The sequence below is a fragment of the Streptomyces sp. NBC_00637 genome, assembly GCF_045161545.1.
Taxonomy (GTDB): domain Bacteria; phylum Actinomycetota; class Actinomycetes; order Streptomycetales; family Streptomycetaceae; genus Streptomyces.
Genome location: NZ_CP109046.1, coordinates 7413540 through 7435690 on the forward strand (window position 1 = coordinate 7413540; position 22151 = coordinate 7435690).

17 protein-coding genes are annotated in these 22151 nt (G+C 72.0%); 11 read left to right on the plus strand and 6 right to left on the minus strand.

Annotated elements, in window-relative coordinates; translation table 11 throughout:
• Window positions 1–15: 15 nt before the first annotated feature.
• A complete protein-coding gene (locus OG440_RS32690) occupies window positions 16–729 on the plus strand; it encodes an alpha/beta fold hydrolase (protein ID WP_406010346.1) in 714 nt (237 codons plus the stop codon).
• A 55-nt stretch (window positions 730–784) separates the two neighbouring features.
• Here OG440_RS32690 and OG440_RS32695 read toward each other — a convergent pair whose 3' ends face one another.
• Together OG440_RS32695 and OG440_RS32700 are read right to left on the minus strand one after the other, a co-directional pair.
• Entirely contained in the window at window positions 785–1726 is a 942-nt protein-coding gene (locus OG440_RS32695; protein WP_406010347.1) for a TIGR01777 family oxidoreductase, read from the minus strand.
• Between the two features lie 127 nt (window positions 1727–1853).
• The gene (locus OG440_RS32700) at window positions 1854–3845 is read right to left on the minus strand and encodes a flavin monoamine oxidase family protein (protein ID WP_406010348.1); all 1992 of its coding nucleotides are present in this window, start codon (window positions 3843–3845) and stop codon (window positions 1854–1856) included.
• A gap of 319 nt (window positions 3846–4164) precedes the next feature.
• On the opposite strand from OG440_RS32700, the gene OG440_RS32705 reads away from it, so the two are divergent.
• Window positions 4165–6219, plus strand: coding sequence for a discoidin domain-containing protein (locus OG440_RS32705; RefSeq protein ID WP_406010349.1), 2055 nt, complete (start codon window positions 4165–4167; stop codon window positions 6217–6219).
• A 23-nt stretch (window positions 6220–6242) separates the two neighbouring features.
• Window positions 6243–6863, plus strand: a complete 621-nt coding sequence (locus OG440_RS32710; RefSeq protein ID WP_406010350.1) for a TetR/AcrR family transcriptional regulator — start codon at window positions 6243–6245, stop codon at window positions 6861–6863.
• On the opposite strand, the gene OG440_RS32715 is transcribed toward OG440_RS32710, so the two are convergent.
• Window positions 6844–8910 (minus strand): SpoIIE family protein phosphatase, encoded by a 2067-nt coding sequence (locus OG440_RS32715; protein ID WP_406010351.1) that lies wholly within the window; start codon window positions 8908–8910, stop codon window positions 6844–6846. The two genes, OG440_RS32710 and OG440_RS32715, sit on opposite strands and share 20 nt — an antisense overlap.
• Before the next feature lie 137 nt (window positions 8911–9047).
• Here OG440_RS32715 and OG440_RS32720 point away from each other — a divergent pair, with 137 nt between their 5' ends.
• The gene (locus OG440_RS32720; protein WP_406010352.1) at window positions 9048–11510 is read left to right on the plus strand and encodes a SpoIIE family protein phosphatase; all 2463 of its coding nucleotides are present in this window, start codon (window positions 9048–9050) and stop codon (window positions 11508–11510) included.
• Between the two features lie 117 nt (window positions 11511–11627).
• Here OG440_RS32720 and OG440_RS32725 read toward each other — a convergent pair whose 3' ends face one another.
• Window positions 11628–12359: an SDR family oxidoreductase gene (locus OG440_RS32725; RefSeq protein WP_406010353.1), complete on the minus strand. Its 732-nt coding sequence runs from the start codon at window positions 12357–12359 to the stop codon at window positions 11628–11630.
• 181 nt (window positions 12360–12540) lie between these two features.
• Between OG440_RS32725 and OG440_RS32730 the strand changes: the two genes are divergently transcribed.
• On the plus strand, window positions 12541–13017 hold the full coding sequence (locus OG440_RS32730; protein WP_406010354.1) for an RrF2 family transcriptional regulator: 477 nt from the start codon (window positions 12541–12543) through the stop codon (window positions 13015–13017).
• Between the two features lie 84 nt (window positions 13018–13101).
• Here the strand turns inward: OG440_RS32730 and OG440_RS32735 are convergent, their stop codons facing one another.
• Entirely contained in the window at window positions 13102–14370 is a 1269-nt protein-coding gene (locus OG440_RS32735; protein ID WP_406010355.1) for an MFS transporter, read from the minus strand.
• Window positions 14371–14800: 430 nt separating this feature from the next.
• Window positions 14801–15739 (minus strand): LysR family transcriptional regulator, encoded by a 939-nt coding sequence (locus tag OG440_RS32740; protein WP_406010356.1) that lies wholly within the window; start codon window positions 15737–15739, stop codon window positions 14801–14803.
• 127 nt (window positions 15740–15866) lie between these two features.
• On the opposite strand from OG440_RS32740, the gene OG440_RS32745 reads away from it, so the two are divergent.
• The 6 genes from OG440_RS32745 to OG440_RS32770 all read left to right on the plus strand — a co-directional run bounded on the left by OG440_RS32745 (window position 15867) and on the right by OG440_RS32770 (window position 22074).
• Entirely contained in the window at window positions 15867–16889 is a 1023-nt protein-coding gene (locus OG440_RS32745) for a fumarylacetoacetate hydrolase family protein (protein WP_406010357.1), read from the plus strand.
• Window positions 16886–17848, plus strand: a complete 963-nt coding sequence (locus OG440_RS32750) for a cyclase family protein (RefSeq protein ID WP_406010358.1) — start codon at window positions 16886–16888, stop codon at window positions 17846–17848. The genes OG440_RS32745 and OG440_RS32750 overlap by 4 nt, the downstream gene beginning before the upstream one ends.
• 22 nt (window positions 17849–17870) lie before the next feature.
• Window positions 17871–19001, plus strand: a complete 1131-nt coding sequence (locus OG440_RS32755; protein ID WP_406010359.1) for an FAD-dependent oxidoreductase — start codon at window positions 17871–17873, stop codon at window positions 18999–19001.
• Entirely contained in the window at window positions 18998–20014 is a 1017-nt protein-coding gene (locus OG440_RS32760) for an amidohydrolase family protein (RefSeq protein ID WP_406010360.1), read from the plus strand. The genes OG440_RS32755 and OG440_RS32760 overlap by 4 nt, the downstream gene beginning before the upstream one ends.
• The gene (locus tag OG440_RS32765; protein WP_406010361.1) at window positions 20011–20943 is read left to right on the plus strand and encodes a VOC family protein; all 933 of its coding nucleotides are present in this window, start codon (window positions 20011–20013) and stop codon (window positions 20941–20943) included. Before OG440_RS32760 ends, OG440_RS32765 begins: the two co-directional genes overlap by 4 nt.
• Before the next feature lie 159 nt (window positions 20944–21102).
• Window positions 21103–22074 carry a fumarylacetoacetate hydrolase family protein gene (locus OG440_RS32770; protein ID WP_406010362.1) on the plus strand — a complete coding sequence of 324 codons (972 nt, stop codon included), beginning with the start codon at window positions 21103–21105 and terminating at the stop codon, window positions 22072–22074.
• Window positions 22075–22151: the final 77 nt, after the last annotated feature.

A 22151-nucleotide genomic window follows, 5' to 3' on the forward strand; every position in this document is an offset into this window, starting at 1 on the left:
AGGAGACCTTTCCCCATGACCACTCCCACTGTCGTCCTGGTCCACGGAGCGTTCGCGGACGCGGCCGGCTGGTCCGGCGTCATCGCCGAACTCCAGGGCCACGGCGTCCCCGTGATCGCCCCGCCGAACCCGCTGCGCGGTCTCGCCTCGGACGCCGCGTACGTCGCCTCCTTCGCCGCCCAGATCGACGGCCCCGTGATCCTCGTCGGCCACTCCTATGGCGGCGCCCTCATCACGGTGGCCGGCACCGCGGAGAACGTCGTCGGCCTCGTCTACGTCGCCGCCTACGCGCTGGCGGAGGGCGAGAGCCTCGGCGAGCTCCAGGGCCGCTTCCCGCTGTCGCCGCTGGTGGACAACCTCAAGCAGTGGACGTACCCGGTGGCGGGCGGCGACCCGGCCGTCGAGGTCACCATCGCCGAGGACGCCTTCCCGTCGGTGTTCGCCGCCGACCTGCCCGGCGGCGTCACCAAGATCCTGGCCGCGTCCCAGCGCCCGCTGGCCGCCGCCGCGTTCGAGGAGCCCGCCACCGCCGCCGCCTGGCAGACCAAGCCGTCCTGGGCGCTGATCGCCGGTGCGGACGAGGCCATCAACCCCGAGGTCGAGCGCTTCGGCGCCCAGCGGGCCGGGGCGACCGTCGTCGAGCTCGACGGCGCCTCGCACGCCGTCGCGGTGTCGCAGCCCAAGGCGGTCGCGGAGCTGATCCTCGACGCGGTCCGCGCGACGAGCTGACACCCCCCGAGAACAGCCGCGCGGACGCGACCCCTGTGCGCGTCCGCGCGGCCTGTCAGCGGCCCCGCACCCGTCGTACGAGGTCGTCGGCGGCCTCCGGCCACTCGGCGTGCTCGAACGCGAAGCCCGCGTCGAGCAGCCGGCCGGGGACGACGCGTCGGCTCTTGAGCAGCAGTTCGGTGTCCGAACGCAGGGCGAGGGCGCCGAGTTCCGCCATCCACTTCGTCGCGGGCAGGCCCACCGGGACGCCCCACGCGCCGCGCAGCGCGCGCATGAACGCGCGGTGGGGGAGGGGAGCCGGGGAGGCCAGGTTCACCGGTCCGGCGAGGTCGTCGCGTCCGACGAGGAACTCGACGGCTCGGACGAAGTCGTGGTCGTGGATCCAGGACACGTACTGACGGCCGCCCGCGACCGGGCCGCCGAGGCCGAGCCGGGCGAGCCGCGACAGGACGTGGAACACCCCGCCCCGGTCCGGGCTCATCACCATCGCGGCCCGCAGGGCCACCTTGCGGGTGTGCGGGGTGTCGGCCGTCTCCTGCTCCCGCTCCCAGGCGGTCGCGATGTCCACGCTGTAGCCCCAGTAGTCGGGGACGCCGGGTTCGGATCCGCCGATCACGCCGGTGGCCTCGTCGTGGGGGGCGTCGAACCGGTGGGCGTAGACGGTGGCGGTGCTCATCTGGAGCCAGACCTTCGGGGGCCGCGCGGCGGCGGCGACGGCCTCGCCCACGACCCGGGCCGAGTCCACCCGCGAGTCCATCATCGCCCGCAAGTTGTCCGGCGTGTAGCGGCAGCTGACGCTGCGGCCGGCCAGGTTGACCACGACGTCGCTGCCGTCGATCACCTCGGCCCAGGGGCCGAGGGTGCGGCCGTCCCACGCGACCTCGCCGTGGCCCGAGGGCCGTCTGCTCAGCACCGTGACCTCGTGTCCGGCCGCGGTCAGCGAGCGGCGCAGCACGGTCCCCACCTGCCCCGTCCCGCCGGGTAGCACGATCTTCATGAGTGAAGCCCCCTCCTGTTCGGAAGGGACCCTACTCCCTATTTGAACATGTTCAAAACGCTCCTGTCGTCCGGTCGCCGGCCCGTCCGGTCGCCCGACCGCCCCGGCCGTCCGAGCGTCGGCCCCCTTACGCTCCGTGCGCCTCCAGCGCGGCCCGGATCCCGGACTCCAGCGCACCCTCGATCCACGACGGCTTGACCGAGGTGTGGTCGCCGGCGAAGTGCAGCGGCCCCTCCGCGGAGCGGATGGCGCTCAGCAGTTCCGTGTGCTGACCGGGGAGCAGGACGGACGCCTCCCCGTAGGCGTACGGATCGCGCAGCCAGCTCTGGGTGCGGCCCGCCCCCGTGTAGAAGACCTCGACGCGCCGGCCGTAGACCTGCTGGAGCCCGCGCAGGGCGTGCGGGTAGCGGGCGTCGTCGTCGAGGGAGTCCCAGCGGGAGGCGTCGTCGGCCCAGCTGTAGGAGGCGAGCACGACCCCGCCCGCGCTGCCGTCGACCGGGTGGGACGGGTTGATCATGAACCGGTTGGAGTTGTCGGAGACCGAGCCGCCGCCGACGATGTGCGCCGCCTCGGGCTGGTCGCGGCCGGCCCACCGGTGGGCGGCGTAGTGGACGCGCTGCCCCTCGGTGATGTGCCCGGGCGGCACGGACGGATGCCGGCCGAGCAGGCTCCCGTCGGACGGCGCCTTGCCGGACCGGTAGTCCTCGTACAACCCCGGCCGGACGGCGTCGAGTTCCCGCTTCCAGTCCGCCTCGGTGAACTCCCACCAGCGGCGGCTGAACTCCAGCAGCACCTTCGTCGCGCTGTCGTAGTGCAGCTCCGCGACGGAACGTCGCTTCTTGTACGACATCAGCGGGCTGATCTGCACCTGACGCAGCCCCGAGAACGGCACCGTGACGACCGCGAGGTCGGCGGTGAACTGCTCGCGCACCACCTTGCCACCGCGCCCCTCGGAGACGGTGTCGATCCACACGTGCGGCCCGTCGGCCCGCACGTGCGAGGTGCCGTCGTCGCTCTGCCGGTCCGGCGCCCAGTACTCGATGTGCGTCGCGCGCCGGTCGAACCGGATGACGTCGGAGACCTCCTTCAGCAGGGCGTCCGGGAGCTTCGCCGTGCCGCCGACCAGCTCGAAGAACTCGGTGTCCGGGCTGATGAGCGAGGCGCTGATGAAGCTGTGGATGAAGGACAGCGGCAGCCGGGAGGTGAGGTTCTCCAGCGTGCCGACCAGGTCGACGGTCCGCTCGTCGAGGCCCGCCTCCTCGGTGAGGAACCGGTACATCGACCAGTCCCCGTACCGTTGCACCACCCGTGCCCAGCCGCGCACCCGCTCCGGCAGCGGCTTGTCCACCCGTTTGCCGTCGGCCCCCCGGGTGCTGAACTCGTCGCGCACCGGGTCCAGGGCCTCCCGCAGGATGGTCGCGGACGGGGTGTCCCAGTACTTCCGAGGCACCCCGAAGGACCGGTTGACCCGGCGCGGGGAGCTCGCGTACGCGGAGCGGCGCACCCGGACGCCGTTGACGTGCAGCCAGGCGTTGTTGACCGGCCTGCCGTCCGCGTCGACGTCCACGAGGTGGAACCGGCGTTTCTCGACGCCCAGTTGACGGATCAGGCCCATCACCAGCGGATGGCTGCCGGGGATCCGCATGGCGCCCGCCTCCGCGTACTGCCGGGCGTCGGCGAAGGCCTGGGGCGCGTGCTCGTGTCCGCCGGTGCGGAACGTCTTGATCCGGCCGCCGACCCGGTTGCCGTTGGCCTCCACGAGCGTGACGCGGTGCCCCGCCCGCTTCAGCAGCCAGGCCGCCACCAGTCCCGCGGGCCCGGCGCCGATCACGAGGACCTTCTTCCCGGTCCCGGTGCCGGTGCGGGGCAGCCCGCCGGCCAGGATCTTCTCGTACCCGGGCACCAGCGGCCGGTCGTGCTCGTCCACCACCAGCAGCGCCCGCGCGACGGCCAGACAGGTGTCCCAGTCCGCGGTCGACCTGGCCGGGCGGACCGGTCGCAGGGGGAGGGCCGCGGCCGCCGGGGCGGCCGTGAGCGCGGCGGCGGTCGTCGCCGAGGCCGCGGTGAACCGCCGACGGGTGAGCCGAGCGGTGTGTACAGAATCGGAAGGCATGTCCATACGCCCTGGATAGGGGCAGGGCGGAGGTCCCCGGGCGCGCTCCCGTGGATCACCCCCCTAACGTGTGAGCGCACCGGCGGGGGAGTGCTCCCGTGACGCTTCCGGCGCAACCGAAAAGCGGGAGTGCGACGTTTGCGCCGCGTTGCGGGCCGTCGCCGAGCACCGTCCATCAGGTCAAGCGTCCCGGACTCTTGACTCGGTAGGCATCTGTCGCGATCCTCGTCGCACTATCTTGCGTCGGTCATGACAATCTCATGGGCAGTCAAAAAGCCCCCGTCGACCGCGCCTTCCCGCCGACCCAGGGACGTGGGCTGTGACCATGACCGGACGCCCTTACCGCAGACGCCGGGATGTCACCGTCGTCTCCCTGCTCCTCCTCGTGCTGGCCACGGTCCTCGGCCCGACACCGAGTTCGGCGGCCGGCGCCGACTGGTGGACACCGACGGCCAGGCCGAACCCGGACTCCCAGGTGAACGTCACCGGCGAGCCGTTCACCGGCACCGACTCGGCGGGCGACGTACGCGGGTTCGTCGACGCGCACAACCACCTCTTCTCCAACGAGGCCTTCGGCGGCCGGCTCATCTGCGGCAAGGTGTTCTCCGAAGCCGGGGTCGCCGACGCGCTCAAGGACTGTCCCGAGCACTACCCCGACGGCTCGCTCGCGCTCTTCGACTACATCACCCACGGCGGCGACGGCAAGCACGACCCGGTGGGCTGGCCCACCTTCAAGGACTGGCCGGCCTACGACTCGATGACCCATCAGGCGAACTACTACGCGTGGGTGGAGCGGGCCTGGCGCGGCGGGCAGCGGGTGCTCGTCAACGACCTCGTCACCAACGGCATGATCTGCTCCATCTACCCGTTCAAGGAACGCAGTTGTGACGAGATGACGTCGATCCGCCTCCAGGCGAAGCTGACGTACGACCTCCAGGCCTACATCGACAAGATGTACGGCGGCACCGGCAAGGGCTGGTTCCGCATCGTCCTCGACAGCGCGCAGGCCCGTGAGGTCGTCAAGCAGGGCAAGCTGGCGGTCGTCCTGGGCGTCGAGACCTCCGAGCCCTTCGGCTGCAAACAGATCCTCGACATCGCGCAGTGCAGCCAGGCCGACGTCGACAAGGGGCTCGACGAGCTGTACGCGCTGGGCGTGCGCAGCATGTTCCTGTGCCACAAGTTCGACAACGCGCTGTGCGGCGTCCGCTTCGACGAGGGCGGCCTCGGCACGGCCATCAACGTCGGCCAGTTCCTGTCCACCGGCACCTTCTGGCAGACCGAGAAGTGCACCGGACCGCAACACGACAACCCCATCGGCACCGCCGCCTCCGAGGCGGAGGCGGACCTGCCGGCGGGCACCGCGGTCCCCTCGTACGACGAGGGCGCCCAGTGCAACACCCGCGGGCTCACCGCCCTGGGCGAGTACGCGGTACGCGGCATGATGAAGCGCAAGATGATGCTCGAGATCGACCACATGAGCGTCAAGGCCACCGGGCAGGCGCTCGACATCTTCGAGGCCGCGAACTACCCCGGCGTCCTGTCCTCGCACAGCTGGATGGACCTCAACTGGACCGAGCGGGTCTACTCCCTCGGCGGTTTCGTCGCCCAGTACATGCACGGTTCCGAGGCGTTCGGCGCCGAGGCCGAGCGCACCGACGCGCTGCGGGACAAGTACGGCGTCGGCTACGGCTACGGCACCGACTTCAACGGCATCGGCGACCACCCCGCCCCGCGCGGAGCCGACGCCGCGCACAAGGTCACGTACCCGTTCAAGAGCGTCGACGGCGGCTCCGTCATCGACAGGCAGACCGTCGGCACCCGCACCTTCGATCTCAACACCGACGGCGGCGCCGACGTGGGTCTGATCCCCGACTGGATCGAGGACATCCGGCTCGTCGCGGGACAGGACGTGGTGGACGACCTCTTCCGGGGCGCCGAGTCCTACCTCGGCACCTGGGGCGCGACCGAGCGGCACCAGGCCTCCGTGAACCTCGCCAAGGGCCGTACCGCCACGGCCGGTTCCTCCGAGTCCAACCCGTTCACCAGCTACCAGCCCGGCCGGGCCGTGGACGGCGACGACTCCAGCCGCTGGGCCAGCGACTGGAGCGACGACCAGTGGTGGCAGGTCGACCTGGGCTCCACCAACCTGGTCTCCCGCGTCACCCTCGACTGGGAGCGCGCGTACGGGAAGTCGTACCGCGTCGAGCTCTCCACCGACGGCAGCACCTGGACGACCGCCTGGTCCACCACCTCCGGCGACGGAGGCCTGGACACGGCCCGGTTCACCGGCACCCCGGCCCGCTACGTCCGGGTGCACGGCCTGGACCGGGGCACGGATTGGGGATACTCGCTCTACGAAGTGGGCGTCCACAGCGCCTAGGCAGCCGGCACGGGGGGACACACATGGCACGGATGCCGTCGGCGCAGCGGCGCCGGCAGCTGACGGAGGCGGCGATCAGAGCGATGGCCCGGGACGGCGTCCCCAAGACGACCACCCGGTCCATCGCCGCCGAGGCCGGAGTGTCCCTGAGCGTCTTCCACTACTGCTTCGACTCCAAGCAGGCCCTCGTCGAGTCCGTCATCACGACGCTCACCGACCACTCGGTGAGCGTCGTGAAGGACGCGCTGCGGCCCCGGGCCACCCTGGAGGAGACCGTCCGGGCCGGTTTCCAGGCGTACTGGGACCACGTCCGCGCCCATCCCGACGAGCACATGCTGACCTACGAACTCACGCAGTACGCGCTGCGCGAGCCGGGGTTCGAGCAACTGGCCCGGCGCCAGTACGAGTTGTACGGCGACGCCTACACGGAACTCATCGAGCAGCTCCGCAGCGGCATGGACCTCCGGCTGCGCGTCCCCGTGCCCGTCCTGGCCCGCTACCTGGCCGCCATGACCGACGGCCTGACCCTGAACTACCTCGTGCTCGGCGACGCGACCGCCTGGACCGACATCCTCGACACGGTCACCGCCCACATCGCGGGCCTGGTCATGGCCGACGCGCCCGCTACGGGGTCCGGGCGATGAGCAGGGCGACGTCGTCGTGGTCGTCCGCATGCCGCAGACCGTACAGCAGCAGGTCGCAGAGCTCCTCCAGCGGACGGCCGGGCTCGTCCAGGAAGCTGAGGAGGACCGCCAGACGGTCGTCGATGGGGTGCAGGCGGGTCTCCACGAGACCGTCCGTGTAGAGCACCATCAGATCACCGGGGGAGAGTTCGACCTCGGTGCTCTCGAAGGGGACGCCGCCGACGCCGAGCGGGGCGCCGGACGGCAGCTCCAGCAGGGTGGGGGGACGGCCGGGACCGGCCAGCGCGGGCGGCATATGGCCCGCGTTGGCGATGCGGCACTTCCTGGTGCGCGGGTCGTACACCGCGTACAGGCAGGTCACGATGTAGTGCTCCAGGTCGCAGGTGATCTTGTCCAGGTGCCGCAGCACGTCGGCGGGCTCCAGGTCGAGGTCCGCGTAGGCGCAGGTGGCCGTGCGCAGCCGGCCCATGGTGGCGGCGGCGTCGATGCCGTTGCCCATGACGTCCCCGACGACCAGAGCGGTCTTGTCGTCGGTCAGCGGGATGACGTCGTACCAGTCGCCGCCGACCTCGCTGGTCGCCTGGGCGGGCTGGTAGCGGGAGGCCAGTTCCAGACCGGTGTGATGCGGCGCGTGGTCGGGCAGCAGACTGCGCTGGAGGGTGAGCGCGGTGTTGCGCACGCTCTGGAACCAGCGCGCGTTGTCGATCGCCACGGCGGCACGGCCGGCCAGCTCACTGGCCAGGATGACGTCGTCCTCGTCGAACGGCAGCGGATTGCGGGTGCGCTTGAGATCGAGGGCGCCGAGCACCTCGCCGTGGGCGATCAACGGCACGGCGAGATACGAGTGGACGCCCGCCCGGGCCAGCAGCGCTCCGGCCTCCGCGTCCCGGGCGATGCGCGGGATGTCCTGCTCGCCGACGTGCCGGACCAGGACCGGCCGACCGGTGTGCACGCACAGGGTGACCAGGCGGTCCCCCTCATAGGCCGCGACATCGCCCGGCGCGTCGGCGGCGCGCAGCGCCACGGTGGGGTGCGCCGCCTTCAGCGCGAGGGCGCGGAAGAGCTCCGGGCCGTTGTCCGGCCGGCGTGAGCGGCGGCAGGCCAGCGCGGAGTCCAGGATGTCCACGGCGACCACGTCGGCGAGCTGGGGGACGGCGATCTCGGCCAGCTCGTGGGCGGTCCGGTCCACCTCCAGCGAGGTGCCGACCCGGGTGGAGGCCTCGGCGATGAGGGCGAGGCGCCGCCTGGCCCGGTCGGCCTCCGCGGCGGCACGGTGGCGTTCGGTGACGTCGACGACCGAGGCGGCCGCCCCCAGCACCCGCCCGCCGGGGTCCTCCAGACGGTAGAAGGAGAGCGACCAGGCGTGCTCGTGATCGGGATCGGCCGGCGGACGGCCCACGTGGTACTGGTCGAGCAGCGGCGTACCGGTGGTGAGCACCTGTCGCAGGGCGGACTCGATCGTGTCGATCTCGGGAAGAAACATCGCCTCCCGGAGACTGCGGCCCACATGGTCCTCGGCGGGTATGCCGTCGATACGTTCGAGCGCCGGGTTGACCAGGAGATAGCACAGGTCGGGGTTCAGGAGGGCCAGCCCGATCGGCGACTGGTTGATCAGCCGTTCGCACAGGGCAAGATCGGTCTCGACGCGCTGGAGCAGGTTGTGGTCGGCGGCGATACCCAGGGCGTAGACGTCCCCCAGATCGTCCTGCAACCGCATGTTGCGGAACTCCATCAGCCGGCTGCTGCCGTCCTTGTGCCGGATGGGAAACGCGCCGGCCCAGCTCCGGCCGGTCTCCAGCACCTCCGCGAACAGCCTGCGCACGGAGTGGAGGTGCTCGGGGTGGATCAGCAGCCGCGCCGCGTACTTCCCGAGGGCCTCCTGCGCGGTGTAGCCGAAGAGGTCCTCCGCCTGGGGGGTCCAGAACACGATGCGCCCGTCGATGTCGACAACCATCGCGGACACGCTCAGCACGTCCAGCAGACCGGTGGGAGCGGACATGCCGGAGTCGTACGCGTCCCCGCCCGACCGGATCGGTTCGGCTGTCATCGCGGAGCCTCCTCCTGTACCTCCATGCTGCCTCCGGATCGGCGTGTCCGAAAACCGGGGGCCTCGCGGCGCAGGTCGGCGGCGCCGTGCGCTTCGGGCGGACAAGCAGGACCATGGTCGTGTAAAGGACGGAACCCATGGATTCTGCGCGAGAAGCTTTCGACGCCGCGAGCCCCGCCGGACCGCACGACCTCCTCGACGCCTCCACCGACGCGGCGGCGATCGTGTCCGCGAACGGCGTCGTGGTCGGCTGGACGCCTGGTGCGGAAGCACTCCTCGGCCGGCCGGCCGCCGAGGTCGTCGGCCGCTCGGCCGCGGAGCTGGTGGCGATGGACCGGGACCCGGCGCGGGTGGCCGGGGTCGCGGCGCGATGCCGGGCCGGCATGGGATGGAGCGGTGTCGTCTGCCTACGCCACCGCGACAGCCGCCCCGTCGACGTCGACCTGCGCGTCTCCGCCTCCTTCCGGATCGGCGACGAGGAGTGCTTCCTGCTCTCGGCCCGCGAGCGGAGCGAGCGGTGGGCGGTGGGCCGGTCCGTCCTCGACGGGTTCCTGACCCGTTCCCCGGTCGGGATGGCCGTGCTGGACCTCCAGCTGCGCTATGTGTGGCTGAACGACACGCTGGAACGGTTCGGCGGTGTGCCCCGCGAACAGCGTCTGGGGCGACGCCTGAGCGACCTGCTGCCCGGCCTGGAGGCGGTCGCCCTCGAGAAGTTGATGGGCAAGGTGCTGGAGACCGGGGTCCCGGTCACCGACTACGAGTACTTGGGGTGGAGCTGGGCCGACCCGCACCGCCGGCGCGCCTACTCCACGTCGTTCTTTCCCCTGCTGGGCGACGACGACTCCGTCACCGGGGTCTGCTACATGGTCCAGGACGTCACCGAGCGGTGGAATGCCCGCCGGCTGCTGTCGCTGGTCAACGAGGCCGGGACCCGCGTCGGCACGACCCTGGACGTGATGCGCACGGCCCAGGAGCTCGCCGACTTCGCCGTTCCCGGATTCGCGGACTTCGTCATCGTCGACCTCCTGGAGCCGGTCCTCAGCACCGAGGGACACGGCGCGTGGCTGACCGACGCCGGACCGGCGCCCGCCCGGCCGGTGATGCGCCGAGCCGGGATGCGCTCGGTGCGCGAGGGCTGCCCGGAGGCCGTGGCGCGCATCGGCGACCGGGTGGATTTCCTGCCGCCGCCGCACGACGCCGGCCTGCTCATCGACGGCGAGCCGATCCTCATGGCCGTGCTCGATCCCTCAGACGACCTGTGGACCGCCGAACAGCCCGAGCGGACGGCGAGCATCCGCGAGTTCGGCCTGCACTCCCTCATCTCCGTGCCGATGCGGGCGCGGAACACCGCCCTGGGGCTCGCCACGTTCGTCCGGTCCGTCAACCCCGTCTCGTTCCAGGCCGACGACGTCATGCTGGCCCGGGAGTTGGTGGCGCGGGCGGCGCTGTGCGTCGACAACGCCCGCCGGTACACCCGGGAGCACACGGCGGCGGTCACCCTCCAGCGCAGCCTGCTGCCCCACGCCCTGGCCGGGGGAACGGCGCTGGAGCTGGCCTCCTCCTATCTGCCGGCCGACCCCACGGACGGGGTGGGCGGCGACTGGTTCGACGTGATCCCCCTGTCGGGGGCCCGGGTGGGTCTCGTCGTCGGCGACGTGGTGGGACACGGCATCGCCGCCGCGGCGACCATGGGACGGCTGCGGACGGCGGTGCAGACCCTCGCCGACATGGAGATGCCTCCCGACGAACTGCTGGCCCACCTCGACGACCTCGTGCTGCGGCTGAGCGCGGAGCGCACCGACGACCCGGCCGCCCAGCAGAGTGCCACCGCCTTCCTGGGGGCGACCTGCCTGTACGCCGTCTACGACCCGGTCACCCGCCGGTGCACGATGGCCCGGGCCGGACATCCGCCGCCCGTCGTCGTCGCACCCGACGGCCGGGTCTCGTTTCCGGAGCCCCCGGCCGGACCTCCCCTGGGGCTCGGCGGGATGGCGTTCGAATCGACGGAGATCGAGCTCGCCGAGAACAGCCTGATCGGCCTCTACACGGACGGCCTGGTGGAGGGCGCCGACCGGGACATCGAACAGGGCATGACCCGGCTCGGCGAGGTGCTGGCCGACTCCGACGCCGACCTGACGACCCTGTGCTCCTCGGCGGTGCGCCAACTCGTGCCCGTACCCCAGCCGGACGACATCGCCCTGCTCCTGGCGCGTACGCACGCCCTCGGCGCGGACCGTGTCGTCTCCTGGGAGGTGCCGGTGGACCCGGCCGCCGTCGCCGACATCCGGGCCCGGGCGACCCGGCAGGTGGAGGCCTGGGGGCTGGGCGAGCTGGCCATGACGTCCGAGCTCATCGTGAGCGAGCTGGTCACCAACGCCGTGCGCTACGCCGCGCCGCCCATCCGGCTGCGGCTGCTCCTGGACGCGCGGCTGACCTGCGAGGTCTCCGACGCCAGCAGCACGGCGCCCCGGCTCAGGCATGCCCGGATCCTGGACGAGGGGGGCCGCGGCCTCTTTCTGGTGGCGCAGCTGGCCCACCGGTGGGGCGCCCGGTACACGGCCGACGGAAAGATCATCTGGGCCGAGCAGGAGATCTCCTGACCTGCTCCGGCCTCGGCCGCGACCCCACGTTCGCGCACCACCGCCGGCCGTCGAGCTTTCGAGCGCCGGGGGTCCCGTACCCGGCGGCCGGGGCCGACGGCGCCTGTGCGCCGGCGGTCAGGAGAGCCAGTCGGTGTAGTGGGTGGGGGCGATGCGGGCGTCTCCCGGGGCGGTGAGGACGTCACCCTCCACGGCGGCGAACATGCCGGCGCTGTCGTCGGTGACGACGGTCCGCGTGTCGCTCTTGGCGGCGAGGGTGAGCCGGCCGAGTTCGTCGAGGGTGTAGCGGTCGGGGCCCGCGATGTCGAGGACGCCGTTCAGGGGTGCGCCCGCGGCCGTCTCGGCGACCAGGCGGGCCACGTCCGCGGCGGCGATCGGCTGGACCGGCGTGGCGGGCAGGCGGACGGTGTCACCGTTGGCCGTCCAGGACAGCACGGCCTCCATGAACTCCATGAACTGCGTGGCGCGCACGATGGAGTAGGGGACGGACCCGGCCTTGAGGATGTCCTCCTGGAGGACCTTCGCCCGGTAGTAGTCCAGGGCGGGAACCTGCTCCACACCGACGATGGAGAGGATGACGAAGTGCCCGACGGCGGCCTTCTCGCTCGTGGCGAGGAGGTTGTCCATCGACGTCCGGAAGAAGGCGAGCGAAGCCTCGTCGAAGGTCGGGGAGTTCGACAGGTTGACGACGACGTCCGCACCCGAGAGGGCCGCGTCCAGGCCCTGGCCGGTGATGATGTCCACGCCCGTGGACAGCGAGTGCGGCACGGCCTGGTGTCCGGCCTTCTCGAGGTTCTCCACGACCTGCGACCCGATCAGCCCGGTGCCGCCGATGACTGCGAACTTCATGATCTGCCCTTCCCTCGATCGACCATGTCCGTCAAGCGACTCTTGGGGTGTACGCGGCTTATGTAACCATCGCCGCCATGGCGTCGCCGCCCTGCTTTAACTCGGACACTTTCTATCCGAGATGATACTCGGACAATGCGTGTCCGTGTCAACGGCGCGCGGGTAGGGTGAGGGAGTGAAGATGTCCGGTGGCGTGGAGTGGGCTCTGCACTGCTGCGTCGTGCTGACCTCGGTGGCGGATCCGGTCCCGGCGGCGCGGCTCGCGCAGCTGCACGACGTCCCGCCCACCTATCTCGCCAAGCAGCTCCAGGCCCTGTCGCGCGCCGGGCTCGTGCAGGCGGTGCAGGGGAAGTCGGGCGGCTACGTCCTGACCCGGTCGCCCGCGTTGATCACGGTGCTCGACGTCGTCGAGGCGATCGACGGGCCCGGCCCGGCGTTCGTCTGCACCGAGATCCGTCAGCGCGGCCCGATGGCGAGTCCGCCCGAGGCCTGTACCGCTCCGTGCGCGATCTCCCGGGCCATGGCCTCCGCCGAATCGGCGTGGCGCGCGTCCCTGGGATCCGTCACCATCGCCGACCTGGCCGCCGGCGTCGAGTCCGACTACGGGAGCGGCGCCCTGGCCGGCATCGGCGCCTGGCTGAGCCCGGCCGAATCCTGAGACCGTGACCGACCGGCGACCCGCCTGTCGGACGTCCGTCGGACGCGAGGGAAGCGAGGGAAGCGCGCGGGAGGGCGCGTCACCTCACCTCGCGGTGGAGGGCACCTGTCGTCGGGCGGCGAGGCCGAGACCGGCCGCCCCGACCGCTCCGGCGAGGGCGAGCACGCCGAACGCTCCCGCCAGGCTGCCGACGGCGGAGGTCAGCGCGAGGACCACGAGCGGGCAGATGAACTGGCCGATGAAGAAGGAACCCGTCCACAGTCCGGTCCCGCGACCGCGGTCGGCGTAGTCGAGCCGGGACAGGGCGCGGGTGAGCAGACTCGGCAGCATGATGCCGCCGCCGAAGCAGTTGATCATGGCGCCGGCGGTCAGCACGACGGGGTCGGGGGCGAGCCGGATCACGGCGAAGCCCAGGGCGCACAGGGCGAACACGGTGGGCAGCCAGGCGTCCGGGGTGCGGCCGAACCTGGTGAAGACGACCGCGCCGATCACCGTCGCGCCGCTGGAGGCGGCGATGGCTAGCCCGATCATGCCGGGGTCGGTCACGCCCATGTCGTCGAGGAGGAAGGCCATCTCCACCTGCACGGTGTAGAAGAGGACGGCGCCGAGGACGGTGAGCGCGCACGTCCCGGCCAGCGGCCGCCAGGGGAAGGAACGCCCGGTCGGCTCCGCCGGCGTGCTGGGATAGGGGGCGGTGGCGTCGTCGGCCCTCCGGGGCACGGGCCGGGGCAGGAAGGCGGCCATGGCGGGGGCGAGGAGCAGGCTGACGGCGTAGGCCCAGAAGGGTGCGCGCCAGCCGGCCGATCCCGCCGCGCCGCCCAGGGCGAAGAAGGCCGTCGCGGAGGTCGAGGCGCACATCGTCTGCATGGCCAGGTAGCGGTCGCGTCGCCGACCGGAGTAGTAGTCGCCGATCAGTGTGGTGCAGCAGGTCATGATGGCGGCTTCCACGACCCCGACGAGGACGCGGCTGGCGACGATGGCGCCGAGGGAGTCCAGCCACAACGGCGCGGTGCCGACGATCGCGTAGAGCACGGTGGCGATCACGAGGAGGCGCCTACGGCCGAGCCGGTCCACGACGATGCCGGCGAAGGGTGCCAGCAGGGCCAGGGACAGCGCCGGGATCGTCAGGGCCATCGGGACCAGCGCCTCGACGCCGGGTGTACCGGCGAAGTGGTCCCGCATCCGCGGCAGTACGGGAGCGACGAGGACCGCGCCCAGGATCGGCAGACAGCTGCCGGCCATCAGCAGCGTGATGCGAAGCCGGTGCCCGGCACCGGACACGGGCTGCTCGGGCGGTGTGTCCTCGACGGCGGCGAGGGGCGCGGACGGGAGCGGGGGCACGGGTGCGGGCATGCGGGAACTCCACGTGGCGTGTCGGGAGGGGAACAGTGGCGCGGCGACGGCTCGGGGAGGCCGCCCGGATCACGGGGCGGACCGGGACGGGCCCGGGACGAGCCCGGAACGGGTGGGCGGGTCGGCGGAACGGTGGGCGGGTCGGCGGCGCCGGGCGTGGCGGGGTGCCGGGCGAATCCGCGGCGCCGGGCGCGGCCGGAGTGCCGGGCGGGTCGGGAGCGCCGGGCGCGACCGGGGTGCGGTGCGGTGATGATCGCCGTGCGTCGTGAGGGTCCGTTTCACCGGGGTGTCGCGCCGCCCCGGGAGTGGCGGTTCGCGCCGCCCCGGTGGTGGTGGGTGGGGCGGCTCCGGCGCCGGGTTGAGACGACTATGGGGTACCGCCCAGGACCTGCCAACCCCTCGGCCGATCGGGATCGAGGATGTGGATCATTCACGCCCTGGATGCCACCCGGGGGCCGAATGCGGACGCGCTCAGCTCCGCCCCCACGCGGGCCGCGGTCTCGCGCAGCCACATGTGGGCCGCGTCGTGGGTGTGGACCGGGTGCCACCACAGGGCTTCCTGGAGGGGGACCACCTCGTACGGCGCCGCCATGACGCGTACGGCGGCCACCCCGCGCAGCTGCTCGGCCAGGCGCCTCTGCACCAGGGCGATCCGGCGGGTGCCGGCCACCAGGAACGGCAGCACCTGGAAGCTGTCGACGGAGACCTCCACACGCGGTTCGATGCCGAGCATGCTCAACTGGCGGGCGGCGGGGGCGTCGTAGGTGCGCTGATAGGTGACCCAGGGCAGCCGTGCCAGGTCGTCCATGGTCAGCCGGTCGCCGACCTCGTCGTTGGTCCCGGCGACGAGGAACGCCCAGTCGTCGGCGAAGAGTTCGACGGCGGGGAAGCCGCTGATGACGCCGTGCGGCATCAGCAGTCCGTCGGCCGTGCTGAGCACCGCCGCCGTCTCCTCCGTCACGTCGGTCGGAGGCCGCTGGAAGCGCAGCCGTACCCCGGGGGCCTCGGCGTGCACGGTCCGGGCGAGCGCGGCCCCGAACACGGCCACGGCGTAGTCGGACGAGAGCAGGGTGAACTCGTGCTCCTCATGGCCGGGGACGAACTCGGCCCTGCTGCTGAACACCCTTTCCAGCAGGTCACAGGCGGTGGCCGTGCGGTCCAGGAGGGCACGTCCGAGGGCTGTGAGCTCGTACTGCCCGCCGACGCGGGACAGCAGTTCGTCGTCGAAGTGACGGCGCAGCCGGGCCAGGGCCGCGCTCATCGCGGGCTGGCTGAGCCCGATGCGCTGGCCGGCCCTGGTGACGTTGCGTTCCTCCAGCAGCGCCCGCAGGGACAGGACGAGGTTGAGATCGAGGCCCGACAGGTACACAACGCCTCCACAGCGACGGCCGCCCCGGACCGACGTTATTCACGCGATGGATGATCTACATCCAAAGAATCGATTTCCCAGATTACGGGAGGTGGGGCCAGATTGTTCGCATCGCCATCAGGAGGACATGTCAGTGAAACCCGCAGCCCCTTCCGCGTCCTTCTCCGGACCCTTCGCCCTGGGCACTCTCTCGGCGCCTGACCAGCCACCTTTCCCTGGTCTCGTGGTTCCCGAGAGCCGCGTACTCGACCTTCGCACCGCCTTCCGCGACCCCGCCCTGACGACCCGACGGCTCTTCGAACGCTGGGACGAGGTGCTGCCACGCCTGGCCGCCCTCGCGGCGAACGGCACCCGCGCCGACACCGACGCCGGCGAGGTCTGGCAGCCGCTCGACGGACTGCGGGTGCACGCCCCGGTCGAACCCCGCCAGGTCTTCCAGTCCGGAGCCAACTACCGGCAGCACGTGATCGACCTGGAGGTCGCCCACCGCGCGCCCGACGACCCGCGCACACCGGAGGCGGCCCGCGCGGAGATCGCCGACATCATGGACCGACGGGCGGCGGAGGACCTGCCGTACGTGTTCATCGGTCTGCCGAGCGCGATCACCGGCCCGTACGACGACGTCGTCCTGCCCTCGTGGGCCGAACAGCCGGACTGGGAACTGGAGTTGGCGATCGTCATCGGCCGCCCGGCCTACCGGGTGTCCGTGTCGGAGGCGGCGGCGCACGTCGCCGGGTACACGATCGCCAACGACCTCACCGACCGCGCCACCGTCTTCCGCCGGGACATGAAGGCCATCGGCACGGACTGGCTGCGCAGCAAGAACGCGCCCGGCTTCACCCCGCTCGGCCCCTGGATCGTGCCCGCCGCGTCCGTGGGCGACCCGGGCGATCTGCGGGTCACCCTGAAGCTGAACGGCGAGACCATGCAGGACGAGTCCACCAAGGACATGCTCTTCGGCATCGCCCGGCTGGTGTCGTACGCCTCGCAGACCGCGCAACTCCTGCCCGGGGACCTGGTGCTGACCGGCAGCCCGGCCGGGAACGGCATGCACTGGGGGCGACTGCTGCGCGACGGCGACGTCATGGACGGCTCGATCACCGGGCTCGGAGCCCAGCGCACCCGCTGCGTCGTGCGGGAGGCGTCGTGAGCCCGGACCGCCACGACCCCGAGGGCGCGATCGCCGAGGCCGCCAAGTCCTGTTCCAACTGGGGACGTTGGGGCGAGGACGATGTGCTGGGCACCCTCAACTTCCTCGACGAGGCGAAGCGCCGTGAGGGCGCCGCACTGGTCCGCAGGGGAGTCAGCTTCTCGCTCGCGCAGTCCTTCGACATGAACGGACCGCAGAAGGGCTGGCGGCGGCGCACCAACCCGGTGCACACCATGCTCGACACCGGTACCGACGCCGCCCTCGGCAACCAGGGCTTCCCGCACGGCATCGGCGGCGCCGACGACGTGATCGCGATGCCGCTCCAGTGCTCCACCCAATGGGACGGGCTCGGCCACATCTTCGACCATGGCAAGGCGTGGAACGGCCGGCCGGCCGAGCGGGTCGTCACCTCGGACGGCGACCTCGTCACCGGCATCGAGCACATGGCGCCGTACGTCGCGGGGCGCGGCGTCCTCCTCGACGTCGGTCACGTCATCGGTGACGAGGGCGAGTTGCCCGACGGTTTCGCCATCACCGAGGAGCACCTGACCGCGACCGCCGACGCGCACGGCGTGGCGGTCGGCCGAGGCGACATCGTCGTCGTGCGGACCGGCCGGCTGGCCCGGGCCAGGCGCGAGGGCTGGGGCGAGTACGCGGGCGGCGACTCGCCCGGCCTGTCCTTCACCACGGCCGGCTGGCTGCACCGCACCGAGATCGCCGCGATCGCCACCGACACCTGGGGCTTCGAGGTACGACCGAACGAGTTCGACGCGGCCTTCCAGCCCCTGCACCAGGTCGCCATCCCCAACATGGGCCTGCTCATCGGGGAGATGTGGGACCTCGACGCGCTCGCCGCCGACTGCGCGGCGGACGGCCGGTACGCGTTCTGGCTCACCGCCGCGCCCCTGCCCATCACCGGAGCCGTCGGCTCACCCGTCAACCCGGTCGCGGTCAAGTAACCCGCACGGCAAGGGAGTTCCCATGACCACACCCCGTACGGTCCTTGTCATCGGCGGGGGCGCCGCAGGCAACGCCGTCACCGTCCTGCTGCGCCGCGCCGGCGTTCCCGTGGACCTGATCGAGGCCAAGCCCGACTGGAACGCCACGACCGGCTCCGGCATCACCCTCCAGGGCAACGCCCTGCGCGTGCTGCGCGAACTCGGCGTCGAGGACCGGATCACGTCGTCCGGCTGGGCCTTCGGCTCGCTGGGCGTCGTCGCCCCCGACGGCACCCTCCTCCACGAGGCCGACGACATCCGGACCGGTGGCGACGATCTGCCCGCCACCGTGGGCATGCAGCGGCCCCGGTTGCAGCAGATCCTCATCGACGCCGTCCGCGCGAGCGGCGCCGGCGTCCGCCTGGGGACCACCGCCGAGGCCCTGGAACAGGACGCCGACGGCGTATCGGTCCGCTTCAGCGACGGCAGCACCGCCCGGTACGACCTGGTGATCGCCGCCGACGGACTCAACTCCGCGACCCGGGCCGCGATCGGCATCACCGCGAAACCCGAACCGACCGGCATGGCCATCTGGCGCACCACCGCGCCGCGCCCCGCCGGCCTGGTCCGTACCGACCTGTCCTACGGCGGCCCGGCGTACATCGCCGGCTACTGCCCGACCGGCGAGGACACCCTCTACGCCTACGTCGTCGAGGCCTGCCGCGACCGCGCCTCCATCGACCCGGCCGACCACGCCGACGAGATGCGCCGGCTCACGCGGGGATACGGCGGCCACTGGGCCGAGATCACCCCGCACATCACGGACCCGGCGAAGGTCAACTACACCTGGTTCGACCGGCTGCTGGTCGAGGAGTCCTGGCACCGCGGCCGGGTCGTGCTGATCGGTGACGCGGCGCACTGCTGCCCGCCCACCCTCGCGCAGGGCGCGGCCATGTCCCTGGAGGACGCCACCGTCCTCGCCGAACTCCTCACCGGTGGCCGGAACTGGGACGACGACCTGCTCCAGCGGTACTACGAGCGCCGTATCCGCCGGGTGCGGGCCGTCGTCGAGGCGTCCGTGCAGCTCGGGCAGTGGCAGCTGGACGGCGTCCGGAACGCCGACATCCCCGGCCTGATCGGCCGGACGATGACGATGCTCAAGGAACTCCCGTGACCGCCCACCCGGCGCCGACCGTCGACGTGCACGCCCACGTCCTGCTCCCCGAGGTCGAGGCCCTCGTGGCCGGGCTTCCCGGCCTGGACGCGGCCAGGGAGCTGGACGCCCGGCGCAACGGTCCCGCCTCCCTGGCCGTCAGCGGCCCCATGGTCCGCGAGCGCGTCCCGCGACTGACCGACGTCACCGTGCGGCTGGCGGCCATGGACGCGCAGGGCGTGGACGTACAGCTGGTCAGTCCGTCGCCCTCGCACTACCACTACTGGGCCGACGAGACGACGGCCGAGAAGGTGTACCGGCTCGCGAACGAGGCGACGGCCGCGCACCGCGCCCAGGCGCCCGACCGGCTGGAGGGGCTGGGGCTCGCACCGCTCCAGCACCCGGACCTGGCCGTACCCGCCCTCCAACACGCCCTGGATCAGGGCCTGCTGGGCGTGGAGATCTCCTCCCACGCACCGGGCCGGGAACTGTCCGACCCCGCGTACGAGCCCTTCTGGGCCCGGGCCGAGGAGACCGGCGCGATCCTCTTCCTCCATCCCTTCGGCTGCACCCTTGACGAGCGCCTCGACCGCTGGTACCTGTCCAACACCGTGGGGCAGCCCACCGAGAACGCCGTCGCGCTCTCCCACCTCGTCTTCTCCGGGGTACTGGACCGGCACCCCGGGCTGAAGCTGATCGCCGCACACGGCGGCGGCTACCTGCCGACCCACATCGGCCGCTCCGACCACGCCTGGTCGACGCGACCCGACGCGGCAGCGGGCTGCGCCCACCCGCCCAGCAGCTACCTCCGGCGGCTGTACTTCGACTCCCTGGTCCACGACCCGTACGTGCTGCGGGAGTTGATCCGCGCGGTCGGCGCCGACCGCGTACTCCTCGGCTCGGACTTCCCCTTCGACATGGGCACCGACGACCCCGTCGGCGCGCTGCGCGCGGCCCGGCTGCCCGACGCCGACTTCCACGCCGTACGAGGCGGCAACGCCGCCGCCCTCCTCCGGAAGGACCGACTTTCATGAGTCTGCTCACCCACCTGCGGCACGTCGACCTCGCCGTGCCCGACTACGACCGGCAACTCGACTTCTACGCCGGTGTCTGGGGCCTGACCAAGGTCGCCGAGGACTCCGGCATCTCCTTCCTGGCGGCCGAGGGCAGCCCGGAGCAGTACGTCGTACGGCTGCGCAAGGCCGACGAGAAGCGCCTCGACCTGGTCTCCTACGGCGCCGCGAGCGCCGCGGACGTCGACTCGCTCGCCGAGCGACTTCTCGCAGGCGGCGTGCGGTTGGTCTCGCAGCCGGGCAAAATCGATACCCCCGGCGGCGGTTACGGCTTCCGGTTCTTCGACGTCGACGGCCGCACCGTCGAGGTCTCGGCGGACGTCGGGACCCGGCAGCACCGCAGGATCGAGGAGAAGGAGGCCATCCCGGTCAAGCTCTCGCACGTGGTCCTCAACTCCCCGGATCTGAACGTCACCCGGGAGTGGTACGAACGCCATCTGGGCTTCCGGCTCTCCGACACGCTCATGCACCCGCGCATGGGCGAGGCGATGCACTTCCTGCGGATCAGCAACCAGCACCACTCCATGGCGATCGCGAAGGGCCCGCACACCTCCCTGCACCACGTCTCCTTCGAGATGCGCGGCATCGACGAGTACCTGCGCGGCTCCGGCCGGGTGATCCGCTCGGGGGCCCGCAAGCTCTGGGGCCCCGGCCGGCACACGGCGGGCGACAACACCTTCACCTACTTCCTCGATCCGCAGGGCAACACCGTCGAGTACACGACGGAGCTGGAGCTGCTGGACGAGGACACCTGGCACCCGCATGTCTACGACTTCTCCCAGCCCGAGATCGCCGACCAGTGGGGCACCGCCAACCCCATGAACGAACTCGTCGCCAAGGAGTCCTTCAACGACGTGGACCGCGGCGTGTTCGTCGCTCCACCGGTCTGATCCGCCGATCTGATCCCCGCCGGTCCGGTGCCGGCGGGTCCGGCGCCGGCAGGCCCGATCTGAGCCGGTCCGGTTCCCGCCGGTCTGATCCCCGCCAGTCGGTCCGTCCCATCCCGTTGCCCGTTGCCCGTTGCCCGTCGCCGTTGCCTGGAGCCGTCCATGCGTTTCGCCACCTACGAACACCACGACCGGCGTCGCGTCGCCGTCCTCGGCGAGGACGGCGCCTTGTACCCCGTGCCCGGCGCGCACTCGCTCACGGAGCTGATCCGGTCCGGGGACGGTCTCGACGCGCTGCTCGGCGTCGGCGCCACCGCCCTCGCTGGTCCGGTGGGCCCCCAGGTGTCCGAGGTGCGGCTGCTGCCGCCGCTGGAGCCGCCCACCGTGCGTGACTTCGTCACCTTCGAGGAACACGTCGAAGGGGTACGGCGCTCCGTGGACGGGGCCGGCGGGGTGCCGGAGGCCTGGTACGACGCGCCGACGTTCTACTTCACCAACCCGTACGCGGTCCTCGGCGCCCACGACGACGTGCCCGTGCCGCCGGGCAGCGAGCTGCTCGACTTCGAACTGGAGGTCGCGGCGGTCGTCGGGCGCGAGGGGCGGGACCTCACGCCGGAACAGGCCCGGGACCACGTCATCGGCTACACGGTCTTCAACGACTGGTCGGCCAGGGACCTCCAGTCCCGCGAGATGCAGGTCCGCCTCGGCCCGTGCAAGGGCAAGGACACGGCCGCCACCCTGGGTCCGTACCTGGTCACCGCGGACGAGCTGGAACCGTACCGGGACCCCGACGGCTTCCTGCGCCTGGCGCTGACCGCCTCCGTGAACGGCGAGCCCGTCGGGGAGGACCTGCTGTCCAACATGAGCTGGACCTTCGAGGAGATGGTCGCCTACGCCTCGCGGGGCACCGTCGTCCGCCCCGGCGACATGCTCGGTTCGGGCACCTGCGGCAACGGCGGCTGCCTGGCGGAGCTGTGGGGGGTGCGCGGGAAGCAGTGGCCGCCGCCGCTGAAGCCGGGGGACACGGTCACCCTCACCGTGGAGGGCATCGGCACGGTCTCCAACACGGTGGTGGCGGGCACCGATCCGGTGCCGCTTCCCGCAGCCCGCCGCCGTGGCCGGGAGCGACCGTGACGGATCCGCGCCGGGGGAGGCTCCCGCGGGGCGAATCCCGCGCACGGTCGTGATCGTCACCGGGGGATCGCGCCGCA

What these genes read in the sequence shown, in the direction of transcription:
- OG440_RS32690 (WP_406010346.1), top strand. Translation starts at nt 16, where the DNA reads ATGACCACTCCCACTGTCGTCCTGGTCCACGGAGCGTTCGCGGACGCG.
- OG440_RS32695 (WP_406010347.1), bottom strand. Translation starts at nt 1,726, where the DNA reads ATGAAGATCGTGCTACCCGGCGGGACGGGGCAGGTGGGGACCGTGCTG.
- OG440_RS32700 (WP_406010348.1), bottom strand. Translation starts at nt 3,845, where the DNA reads ATGGACATGCCTTCCGATTCTGTACACACCGCTCGGCTCACCCGTCGG.
- OG440_RS32705 (WP_406010349.1), top strand. Translation starts at nt 4,165, where the DNA reads ATGACCGGACGCCCTTACCGCAGACGCCGGGATGTCACCGTCGTCTCC.
- OG440_RS32710 (WP_406010350.1), top strand. Translation starts at nt 6,243, where the DNA reads ATGGCACGGATGCCGTCGGCGCAGCGGCGCCGGCAGCTGACGGAGGCG.
- OG440_RS32715 (WP_406010351.1), bottom strand. Translation starts at nt 8,910, where the DNA reads ATGACAGCCGAACCGATCCGGTCGGGCGGGGACGCGTACGACTCCGGC.
- OG440_RS32720 (WP_406010352.1), top strand. Translation starts at nt 9,048, where the DNA reads ATGGATTCTGCGCGAGAAGCTTTCGACGCCGCGAGCCCCGCCGGACCG.
- OG440_RS32725 (WP_406010353.1), bottom strand. Translation starts at nt 12,359, where the DNA reads ATGAAGTTCGCAGTCATCGGCGGCACCGGGCTGATCGGGTCGCAGGTC.
- OG440_RS32730 (WP_406010354.1), top strand. Translation starts at nt 12,541, where the DNA reads ATGTCCGGTGGCGTGGAGTGGGCTCTGCACTGCTGCGTCGTGCTGACC.
- OG440_RS32735 (WP_406010355.1), bottom strand. Translation starts at nt 14,370, where the DNA reads ATGCCCGCACCCGTGCCCCCGCTCCCGTCCGCGCCCCTCGCCGCCGTC.
- OG440_RS32745 (WP_406010357.1), top strand. Translation starts at nt 15,867, where the DNA reads ATGTCAGTGAAACCCGCAGCCCCTTCCGCGTCCTTCTCCGGACCCTTC.
- OG440_RS32755 (WP_406010359.1), top strand. Translation starts at nt 17,871, where the DNA reads ATGACCACACCCCGTACGGTCCTTGTCATCGGCGGGGGCGCCGCAGGC.
- OG440_RS32765 (WP_406010361.1), top strand. Translation starts at nt 20,011, where the DNA reads ATGAGTCTGCTCACCCACCTGCGGCACGTCGACCTCGCCGTGCCCGAC.
- OG440_RS32770 (WP_406010362.1), top strand. Translation starts at nt 21,103, where the DNA reads ATGCGTTTCGCCACCTACGAACACCACGACCGGCGTCGCGTCGCCGTC.